Annotated in this window: 16 protein-coding genes; 10 read left to right on the top strand and 6 right to left on the bottom strand. The window is 66.6% G+C overall.

The annotated features are described in order from the left end of the window. Positions 1–851 precede the first annotated feature (851 nt). From AB0C34_RS29275 to yhjD, 3 genes are read left to right on the top strand one after another with little or no spacing between them, the layout of a single operon-like run. On the top strand, positions 852–1,784 hold the full coding sequence (locus AB0C34_RS29275) for an oxygenase MpaB family protein (protein WP_357079914.1): 933 nt from the start codon (positions 852–854) through the stop codon (positions 1,782–1,784). 21 nt (positions 1,785–1,805) lie between these two features. Next, positions 1,806–2,837: a tryptophan--tRNA ligase gene (trpS, locus tag AB0C34_RS29280; RefSeq protein WP_357079916.1), complete on the top strand. Its 1,032-nt coding sequence runs from the start codon at positions 1,806–1,808 to the stop codon at positions 2,835–2,837. Between the two features lie 38 nt (positions 2,838–2,875). Continuing rightward, positions 2,876–3,907 (top strand): inner membrane protein YhjD, encoded by a 1,032-nt coding sequence (gene yhjD / locus AB0C34_RS29285; RefSeq protein ID WP_357079919.1) that lies wholly within the window; start codon positions 2,876–2,878, stop codon positions 3,905–3,907. A 19-nt stretch (positions 3,908–3,926) separates the two neighbouring features. Here yhjD and AB0C34_RS29290 read toward each other — a convergent pair whose 3' ends face one another. Continuing rightward, positions 3,927–5,207 carry a D-alanyl-D-alanine carboxypeptidase family protein gene (locus AB0C34_RS29290; protein ID WP_357079922.1) on the bottom strand — a complete coding sequence of 427 codons (1,281 nt, stop codon included), beginning with the start codon at positions 5,205–5,207 and terminating at the stop codon, positions 3,927–3,929. A 130-nt stretch (positions 5,208–5,337) separates the two neighbouring features. On the opposite strand from AB0C34_RS29290, the gene AB0C34_RS29295 reads away from it, so the two are divergent. Together AB0C34_RS29295 and AB0C34_RS29300 are read left to right on the top strand one after the other, a co-directional pair. Further along, on the top strand, positions 5,338–6,852 hold the full coding sequence (locus AB0C34_RS29295) for an MFS transporter (RefSeq protein WP_357080009.1): 1,515 nt from the start codon (positions 5,338–5,340) through the stop codon (positions 6,850–6,852). Further along, on the top strand, positions 6,842–7,462 hold the full coding sequence (locus AB0C34_RS29300; RefSeq protein ID WP_357079925.1) for a TetR family transcriptional regulator: 621 nt from the start codon (positions 6,842–6,844) through the stop codon (positions 7,460–7,462). Before AB0C34_RS29295 ends, AB0C34_RS29300 begins: the two co-directional genes overlap by 11 nt. Before the next feature lie 89 nt (positions 7,463–7,551). On the opposite strand, the gene AB0C34_RS29305 is transcribed toward AB0C34_RS29300, so the two are convergent. Beyond that, positions 7,552–8,451, bottom strand: a complete 900-nt coding sequence (locus AB0C34_RS29305) for a phenylalanine 4-monooxygenase (RefSeq protein WP_357079928.1) — start codon at positions 8,449–8,451, stop codon at positions 7,552–7,554. 315 nt (positions 8,452–8,766) lie between these two features. Here AB0C34_RS29305 and AB0C34_RS29310 point away from each other — a divergent pair, with 315 nt between their 5' ends. Both AB0C34_RS29310 and radC read left to right on the top strand, forming a co-directional pair. Then, positions 8,767–8,970, top strand: coding sequence for a type II toxin-antitoxin system VapB family antitoxin (locus AB0C34_RS29310; RefSeq protein ID WP_357079931.1), 204 nt, complete (start codon positions 8,767–8,769; stop codon positions 8,968–8,970). A 285-nt stretch (positions 8,971–9,255) separates the two neighbouring features. After that, entirely contained in the window at positions 9,256–9,933 is a 678-nt protein-coding gene (gene radC, locus AB0C34_RS29315; protein ID WP_357079934.1) for a DNA repair protein RadC, read from the top strand. Positions 9,934–10,005: 72 nt separating this feature from the next. Here radC and AB0C34_RS29320 read toward each other — a convergent pair whose 3' ends face one another. The 4 genes from AB0C34_RS29320 to sdhC form a co-directional block, all read right to left on the bottom strand. Then, positions 10,006–10,779, bottom strand: coding sequence for a succinate dehydrogenase iron-sulfur subunit (locus AB0C34_RS29320; protein ID WP_357079937.1), 774 nt, complete (start codon positions 10,777–10,779; stop codon positions 10,006–10,008). Further along, a complete protein-coding gene (sdhA, locus tag AB0C34_RS29325) occupies positions 10,779–12,560 on the bottom strand; it encodes a succinate dehydrogenase flavoprotein subunit (protein WP_357079941.1) in 1,782 nt (593 codons plus the stop codon). Before sdhA ends, AB0C34_RS29320 begins: the two co-directional genes overlap by 1 nt. A 92-nt stretch (positions 12,561–12,652) precedes the next feature. Continuing rightward, positions 12,653–13,084 (bottom strand): succinate dehydrogenase hydrophobic membrane anchor subunit, encoded by a 432-nt coding sequence (locus tag AB0C34_RS29330; protein ID WP_357079944.1) that lies wholly within the window; start codon positions 13,082–13,084, stop codon positions 12,653–12,655. Between the two features lie 72 nt (positions 13,085–13,156). Continuing rightward, positions 13,157–13,555 carry a succinate dehydrogenase, cytochrome b556 subunit gene (gene sdhC / locus AB0C34_RS29335; protein WP_357079947.1) on the bottom strand — a complete coding sequence of 133 codons (399 nt, stop codon included), beginning with the start codon at positions 13,553–13,555 and terminating at the stop codon, positions 13,157–13,159. 276 nt (positions 13,556–13,831) lie between these two features. Between sdhC and AB0C34_RS29340 the strand changes: the two genes are divergently transcribed. From AB0C34_RS29340 to AB0C34_RS29350, 3 genes are all read left to right on the top strand, one after another. After that, the gene (locus AB0C34_RS29340) at positions 13,832–14,233 is read left to right on the top strand and encodes a cytidine deaminase (RefSeq protein ID WP_357079950.1); all 402 of its coding nucleotides are present in this window, start codon (positions 13,832–13,834) and stop codon (positions 14,231–14,233) included. 184 nt (positions 14,234–14,417) lie between these two features. Then, entirely contained in the window at positions 14,418–15,707 is a 1,290-nt protein-coding gene (locus AB0C34_RS29345) for a thymidine phosphorylase (RefSeq protein WP_357079953.1), read from the top strand. A gap of 177 nt (positions 15,708–15,884) precedes the next feature. After that, a complete protein-coding gene (locus tag AB0C34_RS29350; protein WP_357079956.1) occupies positions 15,885–16,982 on the top strand; it encodes an adenosine deaminase in 1,098 nt (365 codons plus the stop codon). Positions 16,983–17,103: the final 121 nt, after the last annotated feature.

The following is a 17,103-nucleotide window of genomic DNA, read 5'->3' on the forward strand; positions in this document are numbered from 1 at the left end:
GCGCTGCGGGTTCGCGGCCCCTTTGGGGCTGGCTTCTGCCCACCCGCTGCTTGCGACTTCGTCGCGGGCGCATCGGCCGCTCAGACGCGAGCCGGGCCGCGAACGGGCAATGCTAGTTCTCGCTTCGCTCGGAAGTGGGGGTTGAGCTGGTTGGGGTCGGTGGGGTGGTTTTTGGGGAGTGTCGTGGGAATGTTCGGTCTGGCTTTGCTGGGGAGGCGGGGTTGAGCTGGGTGGGGTCGGTGGGGTGGTTTTTTGGGGAGTGTCGTGGGAATGTTCGGTCTCGCTTTTGCTCGGGAGGCGGGGTTGAGCTGGTGGGGGTTGTGTTTGTTCGGCAGTGTCTGGGGTGTTGGGGAGTGTTTGGTCGGGGTTGCTTGCGAGATCGATTTCCCTGTTCATAGTGCGACCTCACAATCGTGCGCGACTTCACCACCTCCCATGCGCTGCTGAACCAACACAGCCCGCCCCCAACCTCAGGGGCACCGCTCCACCCGAACCAGTTCAATCCCCACTTTCAATCCCTCGAAAAAGGGAGTGGGGCCGAGTGGTTGCGTGGACCGGTGGCTCGCGTGGATAGGTGACATGGCGTCGTTCGGGGCCGGGTAGGCGGCTGTTTTGGAGCGGTTGTCGGGCGCGCGGGCGGGGGCGTCCGTGCACCAGATCGTTGCGGTTTGCGACGTCAATTGCGGTGGTGTTGGCGGTGCTGAGTGCTCGCTGCGGGTGGCGGTCGATGGCATTGCTGGGGTGGGGGGTGTGGTCGGGGCGGATTGCGCCGCCATTCTGGCAGGAGCTATTGCCAGAATGGCTGATTCTGGTGGATGCTGTTGTCGGATGTTCTCGATGAGGAGGCGGCGATGTCCCAGCCCGGCTACTTCAGTGACCACTCCATGATTCGCCGGGTCATGAGCAAGCGCGCGGTCGGTCTGACCTATGGCCTGCGTGCCCTGGTCGTCGGCGCGGTGCATCCGCTGCTCTACGTCGGTACAGCGGAGCACACCACGCATCGGATGACCCCATATACCAGGCTCGCGTTGACCGGACGCCTGTTCGAGGCGGTATTCCTGGGCAGCAAGGACGAGGCCGACCGAGCGCTGGCGTTCACCACGAACAAGCACGTCAGGGTGCGGGGTGTGCTGCCCGAGGATGCGGGCGTCCGGCACCCGGCCGGCACCAACTACTCCGCGCTCGACCCGCACCTGATGTTCATGACAATGGCCTTCACCTTCGACTCGGCAGAGGTGATGTACGACCTGCTGGTGCGCACCATGTCCGACGGTGAACGCGAGGCTCTCTACCAGGATTACGTGCGCTGGGGCGAGCTGTTCGGCATGCCGGTGGACGCGGCGCCCGGCAGCTACCGAGAGTTCCGCGCCTACTTCGACGGCTACCTCGCCTCCGACGAAGTGTTCCTCACCGACGAGGCGCGGATGGTCGGCTCCTACCTCGCCGGGCAGCGCGTGCCCTATCCGCAAGGGGTGCCGCTGCAGCAGGTCACCTCGGCGTTCTATCTACTCGTGCAGGGCAGTCTGCCGCCCCGGATTCGCCGGATGTACGGGATGCACTGGTGTGTTGCCGACGAGGTCGCCTATCGGGCGCTGGCGCACGCGGTCCGCACTGCCCACGTGTCGGTGCCACTGGTGCCGCCGGTGCTGCGCGGCGCACTGGCCGGGCCGAGCGCGCCGGTTTACCGGCTGATCTCGAAACGCGAACATCGATTGGTCGGTGCCGGTCGGCCGAGTATGCCCGATATCGATCCACGCAATCGGGTGCGGCGAAATTCGGCTTGAGTCCCATGCGAAGATCGGGGTATGTCCAGTCCCGCGCCCAGCCCGGCCGCCGAACGCAAGCAGCGAGTCCTGTCCGGGATCCAGCCGACCAGCTCGTCGTTCCATCTCGGAAACTACCTTGGCGCGCTGCAGTACTGGGTGACCATGCAGGACGACTACGACGCGCTGTACTTCATCCCGAACCTGCACGCCATCACGGTGCCGCAGGATCCCAAGGAGTTGCAGACGCGTACCAAGGCCGCCGCCGCGCAGCTGCTCGCGCTCGGTATCAACCCCGAGAAGTCCACCCTGTTCGCGCAGAGTCAGGTGCCGGAGCACGCCGAACTCACCTGGGTGCTCAACTGCCTCACCGGTTTCGGTGAGGCCAGCCGGATGACCCAGTTCAAGGACAAGTCGGTCAAGCAGGGCGCCGAGAACGCGACCGTCGGCCTGTTCACCTATCCGGTGCTGATGGCCGCGGATATTCTGCTCTACCGCGCCCACCAGGTGCCGGTCGGCGAGGATCAGCGCCAGCATTTGGAGCTGACCCGAAACCTGGCCCAGCGCTTCAACACTCGATTCAAGAAGACCTTCGTGGTACCGGAAGCGCACATCGTCAAGGGCACCGCGAAGATCTACGACCTGCAAGACCCGACCGCGAAGATGAGCAAGTCGGCCTCCACCGACGCGGGCTTGATCAACCTGCTCGACGATCCGAAGCTGACCGCGAAGAAGGTGCGGTCGGCGGTCACCGACACCGAACGCGAGATCCGCTACGACCCGGAGCAGAAGCCCGGTGTCAGTAATCTGCTGGTGATTCTCAGTTCGCTCACCGGTGCGCCGATCGTGACGCTGGAGAAGGATTTCGCGGGCAAGGGCTACGGCGAACTGAAGGCCGACGTCGCCGACGCGCTGGTCGAATTTGTCACACCGTTGCGCGCGAAGGTGCAAGAGTACATGTCGGATCAAGGCGAACTCGACCGCATCCTCGCCGGCGGAGCCGAGCGGGCGCGAGAGATCGCCGGCAACACCCTCGCACAGGTTTACGACCGAGTCGGCCTACTGGCCCGCTAGGTGACGCCTGCGGGGTCTCTTGGTCGAAGGGGCGCATCGTGCAGGTGGTCGACAACATCAAGGCCGGGATCGAACGCCGGATCCAGGCGCAGCCGTGGCTGGACCATCTGGTGCGGGCGGGTGGTCGATATCAGCGACAGCGCGGGGACTACTACGCGGCGGGCATCACATATTTCACTGTCCTGTCACTGTTTCCGTTGTTGATGGTCGCCTTCTCGGTCGTGGGTATCGTGCTGTCCAGCAATCCGGAGTTGCTGGAGGAGCTGCGGGCCAAGATCGTCGACAATATCTCGGGGTCGCTCGGTACCCAGTTGAACGACCTGGTCGATCGCGCGGTCGATTCGCGGGGCACGGTCGGTACCCTCGGTTTGCTTGCCGGTGTCTACACCGGCCTCGGCTGGATGGCCAACCTGCGCGCCGCGCTCACCGAGCAGTGGGAACAGCAGCACCCCGACGGCAACTGGCTGGTCACCAAGGTCTCTGATCTCGGCGCGCTGATCGGGCTCGGCCTCGCGTTCGTGATCTCGCTGGGTCTGTCGGCGTTGGCGTCGAGCACGCTCGGGACCCGGCTGCTCACCGCCGTCGGTCTTGCCGAGCTCCCCGGCGCCCGGCTACTGCTGGCACTGGTGTCGACCGTGTTCGGGTTCCTCGCCTCCTGGGCGGTCTTCGCCTGGGTTATCGCCCGGCTGCCGCGGGAGCCGGTCACACTGGCCAGCGCGGCCAAGGCGGCGGCGCTGGCCGCGCTGGTGTTCGAGGCGTTCAAGGTCGTCGCTTCGATCTATCTGCGCTCTGTCTCGAACAGCCCCGCGGGGGTTGCGTTCGGGTCGATCATCGGTCTGATGGTGTTCATCTACGTGACCTACCGCATCATCCTGTTCGCCACCGCCTGGGCCGCCACCGCCACCGAGAACGAGCCGGAAGCCGAGATCCCCCCGCCCGGCCCCGCGGTGATCGCGCCGCGGGGCGGTGCCCGCGAGGTATCGCTGGGCGTCGGTGCCGCGTCCTTCGGCATGGGCGCCCTTGCTGTCCTCGCGCTTTCGGAACTGCGTCGACTATCTGGTCGACGCTGACGCCTCCGGATGCTCCGAACTAGCGTCGGCGGTTGGCCCTTCGCGCGCCGACCAACAGGGCCAGAATCGCGATGATGCCGCCGACGATCAGGACGGTCCGGGTGCCGGCATGCTGGTCTACGTCCAGTGGCGCTGCTGCGGAATGGCCGGCGCCGCGCACCGGAGGTGCGGCGAGAGCGACTTCGGTCTGCGGGGCGTCCGCGGTGACATCGGGCAGGTCGCCGATCGCCGAGCCACGCGGGAGCGCGAAGCCGTAGTCGAGCAACCGGGCTGCCTGTTCCCACGGGCGCAGCGGCCGGACGTCGCCTTTCAACAGGGTGACGGCAAGCCTTCGGCCATCGCGTTGCGCGGCGGCGACGAATGTCTGCCTGGCGTCATCGGTGAAGCCGGTCTTGCCGCCGAGGGCGCCGTCGTAGTCGTAGAGCAGATGGTTGTCGTTGCCGATGGGGAAGCCGGGATGGTCGGTGTCCCCGGGGATTGCCGGATTCGCCGGATATCCGGGGAAGTCCACTTGTTCGGTGTGGATCAGCTCGGCGAACAGCGGAATCGTCATGGCTTCGCGGAACAGCAAGGCCAGGTCGTAGGCCGAGGTGCTCATGCCGGGGCCGTCCAGGCCCGAGGGGCTGGCCGCACGAGTGTCCAAAGCCCGCAGGGACTTCGCCAGGGCGTTCATCTTCGCGACCGCGGCCGCGTCGCCACCGAGCTGGGCGGCGATGGCGTGTGCGGCGTCGTTGCCCGAGGCCATGATCAGTGCCTGCATCAGCTGCCGGTTGGTGTAGTGGCCGCCGGGACCGATGCCGACTCTGGTGCCGTCGCTGTCGGCGTCCTCTTGGGTACCTATCACCACTTTGTTCAGATCCAGCGTTCGCAGCGCGACCGTGGCCAGCAGCACTTTGATCGTGCTGGCCGGACGGTAGCGACCGTGCGGGTCCTTCGCGGCAAGCACCTCGCCGGTGTCCAGGTCGGAGAGCAGCCACGCGGTCGCCGAAATATCCTGCGGCACAGGCGGTGCGTTCGGGGGCAACACCACGCCGCACTCGCCGAGCCGGTCGCCGCCGACCGGGGGTGTCGAGATCGGCAGCGGGGCAGGCGCAGTCTGTCCTGGTGCGGGCACCTCGGATAAGTCGATCGGCGCCGGTGGTTGCGTCTTCTGCGGACAACTGTCGGTATTCGGGGTGGTGAACGGCGTGGTCGTGTTCGGCACGGCGAGCGATGGCGCGGCCGTAGCCCCGATCGCGGCGCCGGCCAGGACGGCGCCGACACAGAGCGCGGCGCGGTGGCGGAACTCCCTGATCTTCATCGGCACCGAGCCTAGCGATCGTTGTGCCTGGGGGCCGAACGTGAACTTGACCACCAACCCGATATTGACAGATACTCTTAAATGAGAGTTACTGTCAAAAGGTTGTTACTTTTATTTCGTGGAGGCACCCGTGCAGATCGACTCGACCCGCCGCTGGCTGGCACTCGGCGCGCTGGCGGTGGCGATGCTGACCATCGGGCTGGATGTCACCGTGCTGACCGTGGCGCTGCCCACCCTCGCCGTCGACCTGAACGCCGATACCGCCAGGTTGCAGTGGTTCAGCAGCGCGTACACGCTGGCGCTGGCCGCCGTGATGCTGCCCGCCGGCGCGCTCGGCGACCGCTACGGACGCAAGAAGTTCTTGCTCGCCGCGCTGCTGCTGTTCGGAGCCGCTTCGCTCGCCTGTGCTGGGTCGACCTCGGCTGATCAGCTCATCGCCGCGCGTGTCGTGCTCGGTATCGCGGCGGCGGCGATGATGCCGCTGTCGATGTCGGTGTTGCCGGCGATGTTTCCGGAGCCGGTCGAGCGGCAGCGCGCGCTCACCATCTGGATCACTTCGACCGCGATCGGATTGCCGCTGGGCCCGATCGTGGGCGGCTGGCTGCTGGGCAACTTCTGGTGGGGCTCGGTGTTCCTGATCAACGTTCCGATGGTGGTGATCGGCGCGGCCGCCGTCGCCGCGCTGGTTCCGGAATCGCGCAGCGCCCATCGCTTCCGCATCGACCTGCCCGGTGTCGTGCTGTCGGCCGCGGGCATGCTCGGCCTCACCTACGGCTTCATCCGGATCGGGGAGCGGGGTTGGGGCGACGGCCCGGCCTGGGCGACTGTCCTGGCTGGTGCGCTGCTGCTCGGCGCGTTCGGCGTGTGGCAGCGCAGGACCGCCCAGCCATTGGTCGACCTCGCGCTCTTCGCCTCCGACGGGTTCCGTTGGGGCACGGCCTTTTCCATCGCGGTGAACTTCGCCATGTTCGGCATGTTCTTCGCTGTCCCGCAGTATTTCCAGGCGGTGCTCGGTGTGGACGCGCTCGGCAGCGGACTGCGACTGCTGCCCCTGATCGGTGGCTTGCTGGTCGGCAGCAGGCTGGTGGACAAGCTGATGCTGAAGCTGAGCGTCCGTGTGGTACTCACCGCGGGGTTCGGACTACTGGCGGGCTCACTTGCACTGGGCGCGCGGACCGGGGTCGACAGCGGCTACGGGCATACCGCGCTGTGGATCACGCTGCTCGGCGTGGGTATGGGCTTGGTGATGCCCGCGGCCATGGGCTTGGCGATGGGTGAGTTGACCGCGGAGCGCTCAGGGTCCGGCTCCGCGTTGTTGCAGGCGCTGCGTCAAGCCGGCGGCACGATCGGCGTCGCTGTGCTGGGTACTGTCCTATCGACCCGGTACCGCTCCGAGCTGGGGGAGTTGAATCGCGGCCCGATCGCCGACGGGGTCAATGCGGGTGTCGCGACCGCACACAAGCTGGGTGATCCGTCGATGCTGCATCAGGTGCAGAGCGCGTTCGTCGGCGGAATGGGTGCGATGCTGTGGGCCTGCGCGGCACTCTGCCTGCTCGCTGCCGTGGTGACCGTGGCGTTCGTCCGCTCGAGGCGACCGGCCGAGTGGCGTGAGCCTGGTGCGGCAGAATCAATTCATGTCGGTTGAGTTACCCGCGAACGGTACGGTGCAGGGTCTGCGCGAGCGGAAGAAGGAACGAACGCGCCGGACGATCCGGTTCGAGGCGTTCCGGCTGTTCCGCGAGCAGGGCTACAACGAGACCACCGTCGAGCAGATCGCTGCGGCCGCCGACGTGTCGCCGAGCACCTTCTTTCGTTACTTTCCGACCAAGGAACAACTGGTACTCGCCGACGACCTTGATCCGTTGATGATCGACGCGCTGCGCCGCCAGCCGCGTGACGTCGCGCCGATGGTCGCCCTCCGCAACGTGGTGGCCGAGGTGTTCGGGAATCTGCCCGTCGCCGAGTTGGCGTTCGAACAGGAGCGGCAGGCACTGCTGTATCACGTGCCCGAGCTGCGCTCGGCTATCGGCCTGGAGATCGTGCGCGGCATCGATCTGATCGCGGGGCTGCTGGCTGATCACCTCGGGCGCGCCGCCGACGACTTCGAGGTGCGGGTGGCCTCGGGTGCGCTGGCCGGCGCCGCGCTCGCTATCTCGACGATTACGCCGATGAATGTCGACAACATCACTCGTGCGCTGGATTTCCTCGGGGCGGGACTTCCGCTCGGACCCGCCCGCGAGGCCGGGCAAGGCTGAGGGCTAGACCGATCGTCTGGTTGACTTCCGGCCGGGCTGACCTCGTCCTGCCGCACGTATCGGGCCCCGCCCCACAGGATCGCGCGAACCTACGCTGCCCCGGCGGCACTCGACTGCCGCAGCCGTTCGGGGGTGTCGTCGTCCATGGTGGCGAAGAACCCTCCGATCACGTCCTCGATCTCGCTGATCGACTGTGCGCAGTAGAGGACCGGCTGGTAGTGGGTGATGTCGTAGACCGCGGTGCCCATCGCGCCGACGTCGAGCGGGCGTAGGTCGGCGTGCCGGAACTCCTCGATCTCGCCGTACGAGGACAGCAGACCAGCGCCGTAGCAACGAATCTCGTCACCCTCGCGGACGACGCCGAATTCCATCGAGAACCAGAACACGTTGGCGAGGAACTTCAGCGCATCGTCGGTGCTCAACCTGCCCACGGCCGCGCCGACTTCGGCGTAGACGGCCGCGAACCGGGGGCTGGCGATCTGGTTGGCGTGTCCGATGATCTCATGGATGGCATCGGGCTCCGGCGTGTACAGCGGTGCGGAGTGATGCCGGATGTACTGCGTGGAGTGGAAGGTCCGGTCGGCGAAGGAGCCGAAGAACTCCCGCAACGGCACCAGGCCCGCGGCCGGGGCGTAACGGAACCCACTGAGTGGCGCGAGCGCGGCCGATACCTCGTCCAACTGCGGGATGTGATCGGTCGGAAGGGCGAGCGCTTCGGCCGCCGCGAGCACCTCCGCGCTGGCGTACCTGCGGTGCTTGCGCGTCAGCTCGGCGGACACGATCCGCCACACCTGTTGTTCCTCTTGGGTATAGGCGACGTGAGGGAGCGCGCCGCCGGGTGTGTAGTCCAGCGCCAGTGCTGCGATGGCATTGCGTCGGGCCCGGTATTCCGGGTCGCGCACGCCGGGGTGCTCGTCGCTCAGGTGCACCGTCACATCACCGTCGCCGGTGCGGGTCACCGGCGAGTACAGCTGCGCCTCGTTGAACATATGTCGATGCAATCACCGCTTGGCGCTGCCGACAATGAAAGCCCACCCTGCTGAGCAATATGCCTAGCTGAACCCGGCTTTGCGCCCGGCTTCCGGCAGTTGAACGGCGTGGCGGGCGGTTTTCTGATCAGTGGCCGGAGAGCGAACGCACCACCGCGTGCCCGGTGCCGCGCTCGATCATCCACTTGTTCACCGACGTGGTCAGCACGCATACCACCGCCAGGGTGAACGCCGAGGCGGCCCAGAACAGTTAGCGATTTGCCACACATGAGCGGGCAATATGGCGGAAGATAACGAATGTATTAAGGAGGGCGCATGAAATCCGTGCGGATCGATCTCGACCAGAAATTGCTCGACGCGGCCGCCGCGATCATGGGCACGTCGACGAGCGCGGCCACCGTCAACGAGGCCTTGCGCCGAATCGTCGTGCACGAGCGTCAGCTGCACCATCTGGAGAAGCTGGCCGCGACCGCCTTGTTCCCTCTCCCCGAGCCGGAGGTCGCGGTCGTCGACCGGTAGCCGTCCACCACTGCCTGAGCAGGCGACCCTACCGCCGACGACTCGCAGTCTCCCGTCGACGCGAAACCCGATCCGCGCGGAAGGAGACCTGCGTCGACACGGTGCGCCTGTGCTCTGTCACAAGTCCAGCTGCACAACGCATCCGGCTGCACCAACAGCGCGCTCGTCTGGGCGCGGGTCGATCGGCCGGGCATCGAGCCGCCGCGTGCCTCTCCTCGCGCCCGAGTTCTGTCGGTGGGTGCTGGCAGAATCCGTGGGACTGTTGGTGTGCCGAGGGGTGGAAACATGGCGGTCTCTCTTGCTGATCTGCCGGTCGGACAGCGGCCGCGCGAACGGTTGCTGGCGCTGGGACCGCAGGCGCTCAGCGATGTGGAACTGCTCGCGCTGCTGTTGCGGCACGGCAGGCGCGGTGCGAGCGTGCTGGAGCTGGCGGCAGAATTGCTGGTCGAGCACGGGGGGCTGGCCGGGTTGGCGTCGGCGCGCCCGGAGGAGTTGTCGCGTCGGGCCGGGATCGGGGTGGCGAAGGCGGCGGCGATCATCGCCGCGTTCCACCTCGGCGTACGGGCGCGCGGCGGTCCGGACACCATGATCCGGCTCTGCGGTGCGGTCGACGTCGCCTGCGCCGCTCGGCCGCAGTTCGCGGGCCTGCGGGTCGAGCGCCTGCTGGTGCTGGTGTGCGATGCGCAGAACCGATTACGGCAGAAGGTATTCGTCGCGCAGGGAGCCGTTGATCAGGTCGCCGTCCCGGTCCGGGAGATCATGAACACGGTGCTACGGCACGACGGACGCGCTTTCGCCGTGGTGCACAACCACCCCTCCGGCGACCCCACGCCCAGCGTGGACGACCGTCGCGCGACCACACTGCTGACCGAAGCCGCCCACACGGTGGGTCTGCGATTCCTCGACCATGTGGTGATCGCGGGCGAGGCATGGGCCAGTGCACCGGGGTATCCGGTGCCGTGACCGGGCAATTCACCGCAACAACGAAGGCCGCCTTCCTCAAATGAGGAAGGCGGCCTTCGTGGTGACCTGGTTTCAGCGAGTGAAGAGCAGGGCGCGCTTGACTTCCTGGATGGCCTTCGTGACCTCGATGCCGCGCGGGCAGGCATCGGTGCAGTTGAAGGTGGTGCGGCAGCGCCAGACGCCTTCGACGTCGTTGAGGATGTCGAGGCGCTCGCGGGCGCCTTCGTCGCGGCTGTCGAAGATGAAGCGGTGGGCGTTCACGATCGCGGCCGGACCGAAATAGCTGCCGTCACTCCAGTACACGGGGCAGGAGGTGGTGCAGCAGGCGCACAGGATGCACTTGGTGGTGTCGTCGAACCTGGCGCGGTCGGCCTGGCTCTGGATGCGCTCACGGGTCGGTTCGTTGCCCGAGGTGATCAGGTACGGCTTGACCGCGCGGAACGCGTCGAAGAACGGCTCCATGTCCACCACGAGGTCCTTCTCCACGGGCAGGCCGCGGATCGGCTCGACGGTGACGGTGACGGACTTGCCGTCCTTGGGCAGCATGTCCTTCATCAGCACCTTGCAGGCCAGCCGGTTCACTCCGTTGATCCGCATGGCGTCCGAACCACAGACGCCATGCGCGCACGAGCGACGGAAGGTGAGCGTGCCGTCCAGGTAGGACTTGATGTAGATGAGCACATTCAGGAAGCGGTCGGTCGAAAGGACCGGCACCTGGAACGACTCCCAGTGCGCGCCCTTGTCGTCCTCCGGGTTGAAACGCGCGACCTTGACGGTGACCATCACCGAACCCTCGGGGACCGGTGCGGGTGCCTGCGGCGCGGGTGCTTCGGCTACAGCAGTCATCAGTACTTACGCTCCATCGGCTCGTAACGGGTCTGCACCACCGGCTTGTAGTCGAGGCGGATCTCGGAGATGAGTTCGGCAGGAGAGCCCGCTTCGATTTCCTTGTAGGCCATCGTGTGCCGCATGAAGTTCACGTCGTCGCGGTTCGGGTAGTCCTCGCGGGCGTGGCCGCCACGTGTTTCCCTGCGGTTGAGCGCACCGACCACGGTGACCTCGGCCAGTTCGAGCAAGAAGCCGAGTTCGACAGCCTCCAGCAGGTCACTGTTGTACCGCTTGCCCTTGTCCTGCACCGTGATCCGCGTGTAGCGCTCCTTGAGAGCGTGGATGTCGGTGAGAGCCTGCTTGAGCGTGTCCTCGGTGCGGAACACCGAGGCGTTGTTGTCCATCGAGCGCTGCAGTTCGGTGCGGATGTCGGCCACCCGCTCGTTGCCGTGTTCGGACAGGATCAGTGCGAGCCAGTCCTGCACCATGCCCGCCGGGTTCTCCGGCATATCGACGAACTCGCTGCGTTGCGCGTACTCCGCGGCGGCGATGCCGGCGCGGCGACCGAACACATTGATATCCAGTAGCGAGTTGGTGCCGAGGCGGTTGGCGCCGTGCACCGAGACGCACGCGCATTCGCCCGCCGCGTACAGGCCGGGCACGACGTCGGAGTTGTTGCGCAGGACCTCGCCGCGGATTCGGGTCGGGATACCACCCATGACGTAGTGGCAGGTCGGGAACACCGGCACCAATTCTTTCACCGGGTCCACACCGAGGTAGGTGCGGGAGAACTCGGTGATGTCGGGCAGTTTCTCCTCGAGCACGTCCTCGCCGAGGTGGGTCACGTCGATGTAGACGTAGTCCTTGTTCGGCCCCGCTCCGCGGCCTTCCAGCACCTCGAGCACCATCGATCGGGCGACGATGTCACGCGGCGCGAGGTCCTTGATGGTGGGGGCGTAGCGCTCCATGAAGCGCTCGCCGTCGGCGTTGCGCAGGATGCCGCCCTCGCCGCGGACGGCCTCGGAGATCAGGATGCCGAGTCCGGCCAAGCCGGTCGGATGGAACTGGTGGAACTCCATGTCCTCCAGTGGAAGACCCTTGCGGAACACGATCGCCATGCCGTCACCGGTCAGCGTGTGCGCGTTCGAGGTGGTCTTGTACATCCGGCCAGAGCCGCCCGTGGCGAACACGATCGACTTGCCGTGGAAGACGTGGATGTCGCCGGTGGCCAGCTCGTAGGCGACCACGCCGGTGGCGATCGGACCGCGCTCGCTCTCGGTGAGCACCAGATCCAGCACGTAGAACTCGTTGTAGAACTCGACGTCGTGCTTGACGCAGTTCTGGTAGAGCGTCTGCAGGATCATGTGGCCGGTGCGGTCGGCGGCGTAGCAGGCCCGGCGGACCGGGGCCTTGCCGTGGTCGCGGGTGTGGCCACCGAAACGACGCTGGTCGATCTTGCCCTCGGGCGTGCGGTTGAACGGCAGGCCCATCTTCTCCAGATCGAGCACCGCGTCGATGGCCTCCTTGGCCATGATCTCCGCGGCGTCCTGGTCGACCAGGTAGTCACCACCCTTGACGGTGTCGAAGGTGTGCCACTCCCAGTTGTCTTCTTCGACGTTGGCCAGCGCGGCGCACATGCCACCCTGGGCGGCGCCGGTGTGACTGCGGGTCGGGTACAGCTTGGTCAGCACCGCGGTGCGAACACGCGGGCCCGCCTCGATCGCGGCACGCATACCCGCGCCGCCCGCGCCGACGATCACAACGTCGTAGCGATGCTCCTGAACCCGGGATTCACTCATGCGTGCACCTCGTTGCGGTCGGCTCCGGCATGTGCGAAGCACGCTGAGTCGATGATTCGTTCGCTGCGCTCACTCATGGAGGTGGCCTGTTCCTAACTGATATTGGGGTCGAAGGTGAAGATGACGTAGGTGCCCACGCCCATGATCAGGATCATCGAGATGGCCAGCAGCGTGTTCAGCCAGAACCGGGTCGAGTCCTTGCGGGAGTAGTCCGCGATCACGGTGCGCAGCCCATTGCCGCCGTGCAGCTGCGCAAGCCACAGCATGGTCAGGTCCCAGAACTGCCAGAACGGGCTGGACCACCGACCGGCGACAAAGGCGAAGTTGAGCCGTTTCACGCCACCGTCGAGCAGCAGCATGATCGTCATGTGCCCGAACACCAGCACGATGAGCAGCAGGCCGGAGAAGCGCATGAACAGCCAGGCGTACTTCTCGAAGTTGTTGTTCGAGCGGGCCCGGGGCGACCGAGGCAGATCCAGGCTGGCCGGACGGTCGTAGGACTTGCCGATGACGGGTGCGCTCATGCCCGCACCTCGCTCACGCTCGGCTCCGGCATGACCGCACCGGCGGCTGTGTTGATTGTGCGCTCGCTCATGTCAGTGCTCCGTGAACAGGTAGAAGAACTGGCGCCCGACCGCGGGAACCGCGAGCAGGAACCAGATCGCGAGGATGATCCAGAGCATCGTCCGCTGGTACTTCGGGCCTTTGGACCAGAAGTCCACCAGGATCACCCGGACGCCGTTGAGCGCGTGGAACAGCACGACGGCGACAAGGCCCATCTCCATCAGCGCGACGATGGGGTTCTTGTAGGTCTCGATGGCCTCGTTGTAGGTGTCCGGGCTGACGCGCACCAGCGCGGTGTCCAGGACGTGTACGAAGAGGAAGAAGAAAATCGCGACGCCGGTGATCCGGTGCAGTGCCCACGACCACATTCCGGGGTCGCCTCGGTACAGCGTCTTCCGCTTCGGCTGAGCCGGAGCTGCAATCGTGGTCATAGAGTGCGGTGCCTCCAACGTCGTTGATGGACCCGGTTGCAGGTCCGACGCCGGCTGCGTTGGGGGGCAAATGCCCAGGTGGCTGCATTCCGGCCCGCCGCCGGGAACCTGAACCGATCTGTTTGGACTCTAATCCTCTCGCAATGCCGGAACTAATTCGGCGTGGCGTGCGTTACGCGACAGACGGCTGGGTTAGGTTTACCTTTCTTGATCGTCGCGGGGTTCCGTCGTGGTCTTCGCGCGGCCATTTTCGGCTCGACTCGGGAGGGGTTCGCGATGTCGCGAATTCAGTGGAATGTGTTGCGCGACAACGCTATTCAAGTTATGCGTCACGCGTACGCCCCGTACTCGCGGTTTCCGGTCGGCGCCGCCGCTGTCTGTGTCGATGGCCGAATTGTGCGTGGGTGCAATGTGGAGAATGTCTCATATGGGTTGACCCTGTGCGCCGAATGCGTACTCGTCGGTAACTTGATTTCGGGCGGCGGTGGCCGTCTTCTAGCGGTCTCCGTGACCGATTCCCGCGGCGAAATCCTGATGCCCTGTGGGCGGTGCCGCCAATTGCTCTACGAGCACGGCGGCGGCGACCTCCTGATTGATCACCAGGTCGGAGCGGTGTCGCTGCGAACGCTGCTTCCGGACGCCTTCGGCCCTGACGACCTGGTCGCCGGACAGCGGTGAGCCAGGCTCGTCGGCACTCGCTCGAGCGCCGCGTCGATGCCGCCCTCGGGGCACCGTGGGCTCGCCGCCACCGGCCCCTGCGGGACGCATCGCTTCGCCATTTCGAACGAATGGTGCCGCAAGGTTGTCGAGCGCTGCCGACCGGAACCCGGGCCTGTCGCCGCGTCATGCCAGACTTGCGAATGTGACGGCACTGGACGCGGTTTCGATCATCACGACCAAGCGCGACGGCGGGGAGCTGTCCGACGCGCAGATCGACTGGGTGGTCGACGGGTTCACTCGCGGCGATGTCGCCGACGAGCAGATGTCGGCGCTGGCCATGGCCATCGTATGGCGCGGAATGACCCGGCGTGAAACGGCCGCGTTGACGGCCGCGATGATCGCCTCCGGGCAGCGCATGGACTTCACCGACCTGCGCCGACCGACTGTGGACAAGCACTCGACCGGCGGGGTCGGCGACAAGATCACGCTGCCGCTGGCGCCGCTGGTCGCGGCATGTGGTGCCGCGGTGCCGCAGTTGTCGGGACGCGGACTCGGGCACACCGGCGGAACGTTGGACAAGCTGGAGGCCATTGCGGGCTGGCGGGCGGAGGTGCCGGTGCACCGGATGCGCGAGATCCTGGCGGATCCGGGTATCGGCGCGGTGGTCTGCGCGGCGGGCGCCGACCTCGCGCCAGCGGACAAGCGGCTCTACGCACTGCGCGATGTCACCGGCACCGTCGAATCGATTCCGCTGATCGCCAGTTCGATCATGAGCAAGAAGATCGCCGAAGGCACCGCGGCGCTGGTACTCGATGTCAAGGTCGGCTCCGGTGCGTTTCTGAAGAACCTCGACACCGCGCGGGAACTGGCCACGGCCATGGTCGAATTGGGCACCGACGCGGGCGTGCGGACGGTAGCGCTGCTCACCGCGATGGACACGCCGCTCGGTCGCACCGCGGGCAACGCGCTGGAAGTCGCGGAGTCGGTGGAGGTGCTCGCGGGCGGCGGCCCCGCGGATGTTGTCGAATTGACCGTCACCTTGGCGCGTGAGATGGTCGCGCTGGCCGGACTGAACGTCGATCCCGCGGACGTACTGCGCGACGGCCGCGCGATGGATCACTGGCGCGCGATGGTCCGTGCCCAAGGCGGCGATCCGGCCGCACCGCTGCCCACCGCGAAACATACCGAGACCATCCTCGCCGAGCGCGACGGGCTGCTGACCAGGCTCGATGCGTTGGGTGTCGGGCTCGCCGCGTGGCGCCTCGGTGCCGGCCGCACGCGGCAAGGCGACCCGGTACAGCACGGCGCCGGCGTCGAAATGCACGCCAAACCCGGCGATTCCGTCACGGCGGGGCAGCCGTTGCTCACCATGCACACCGACACTCCGGAAGCATTCCGGCGCGCCTCGACGGCCCTGCGCGACGCCATCACCCTCGAGGCGGGTTCGGCCTTGTCGCCCGCTGCGCTGATGCTCGGTCGCGTCGGTGTTTGATTCGCCTCAGCCGGCCCGATCCCGGCTGATTCGCAAGCCCTATCTGTCCCCTGCGTCGATGCCGTAGCCGACGGTCCCCGGTGGGGCGGTGCGGACGGCCCGCTCACCGTGGCAACGAGATGGTTGCCACGCCGAGAGTCGGCTGCCGTTTCGGCCGGGTGCCGCTACCGTCGTTACATGACTGGACCGATGCCTTTGACGCTCGCCTCGATCCGCCAAGCGCCCAAAGCACTGCTGCACGATCATCTCGACGGTGGTCTGCGCCCTGCCACGGTGCTCGAGCTGGCCGCGAGCTGCGGTTACGACGACCTGCCGGCGACCGACGCGATCGCGCTCGGCGATTGGTTCCGGGACGCGGCCGACAGCGGATCGTTGGAGCGGTACCTGGAAACCTTCGCGCACACCGTCGCCGTGATGCAGACCCCGGAAGGCCTGCGCCGGGTCGCCCGTGAATGCGCCGAGGACCTGGCCGCCGACGGGGTGGTGTACGCCGAGGTGCGTTTCGCTCCGGAGCAGCACCTGGAGCGCGGGCTGACGCTGGACGAAGTGGTCGAACACACCCTCGCCGGTTTCCGCGAGGGCGAGCAGTCCGCGGCCGAGCAAGGCCACACCATCGTGGTGACCTGTCTGCTCACCGCCATGCGACACGCGGCGCGCTCACGGGAGATCGCGGAGCTGGCGGTGCGATTCCGCGACCGTGGCGTCGGCGGGTTCGACATCGCGGGCGCGGAGGCGGGCTTCCCACCCAGCAGACACCTCGACGCGTTCGAGTACATGCGTGCCAATAGCGCGCACTTCACGATCCATGCGGGCGAGGCGTTCGGCCTGCCGTCCATTCACGAGGCGCTCGCGTTCTGTGGGTGCGACCGGCTCGGCCACGGTGTGCGGATCACCGACGACATCAGCGTGCCCGGCGCGATCGAAGACGCACGGCTCGGGTTGGTCGCGAAGTATGTGCGGGACATGCGCATTCCGCTCGAACTGTGTCCGTCGTCGAATGTGCAGACCGGCGCCGTACCCGCGCTGGACAAGCATCCGTTCGACCTGCTGGCCCGGCTGCGTTTCCGCGTCACGGTGAACACCGACAACCGGCTCATGAGCGACACCAGCATGAGCCAGGAGATGCTGAAATTGGTCGAGACCTTCGGCTACGGCTGGACCGATTTGGAGCGGTTCACCATCAACGCCATGAAGTCGGCGTTCATCCCGTTCCCCGAGCGGTTGCGCATCATCGACGACATCATCAAACCCGGATACGCGGTCCTGCTCGGATAGAAAGTGCTGGTCGGACGGGGAACTGCGGTGCGCAACCGTTCTGGCGCCGGCGGGCCACACTGCGCCGGCGGCCCAGGGGGTTTCGGCGCCGCAGGCTTCGATTGTCGGCTCCGCTCGATCG

It is taken from the genome of Nocardia sp. NPDC049220 (assembly GCF_040647855.1).
Lineage (GTDB): Bacteria > Actinomycetota > Actinomycetes > Mycobacteriales > Mycobacteriaceae > Nocardia.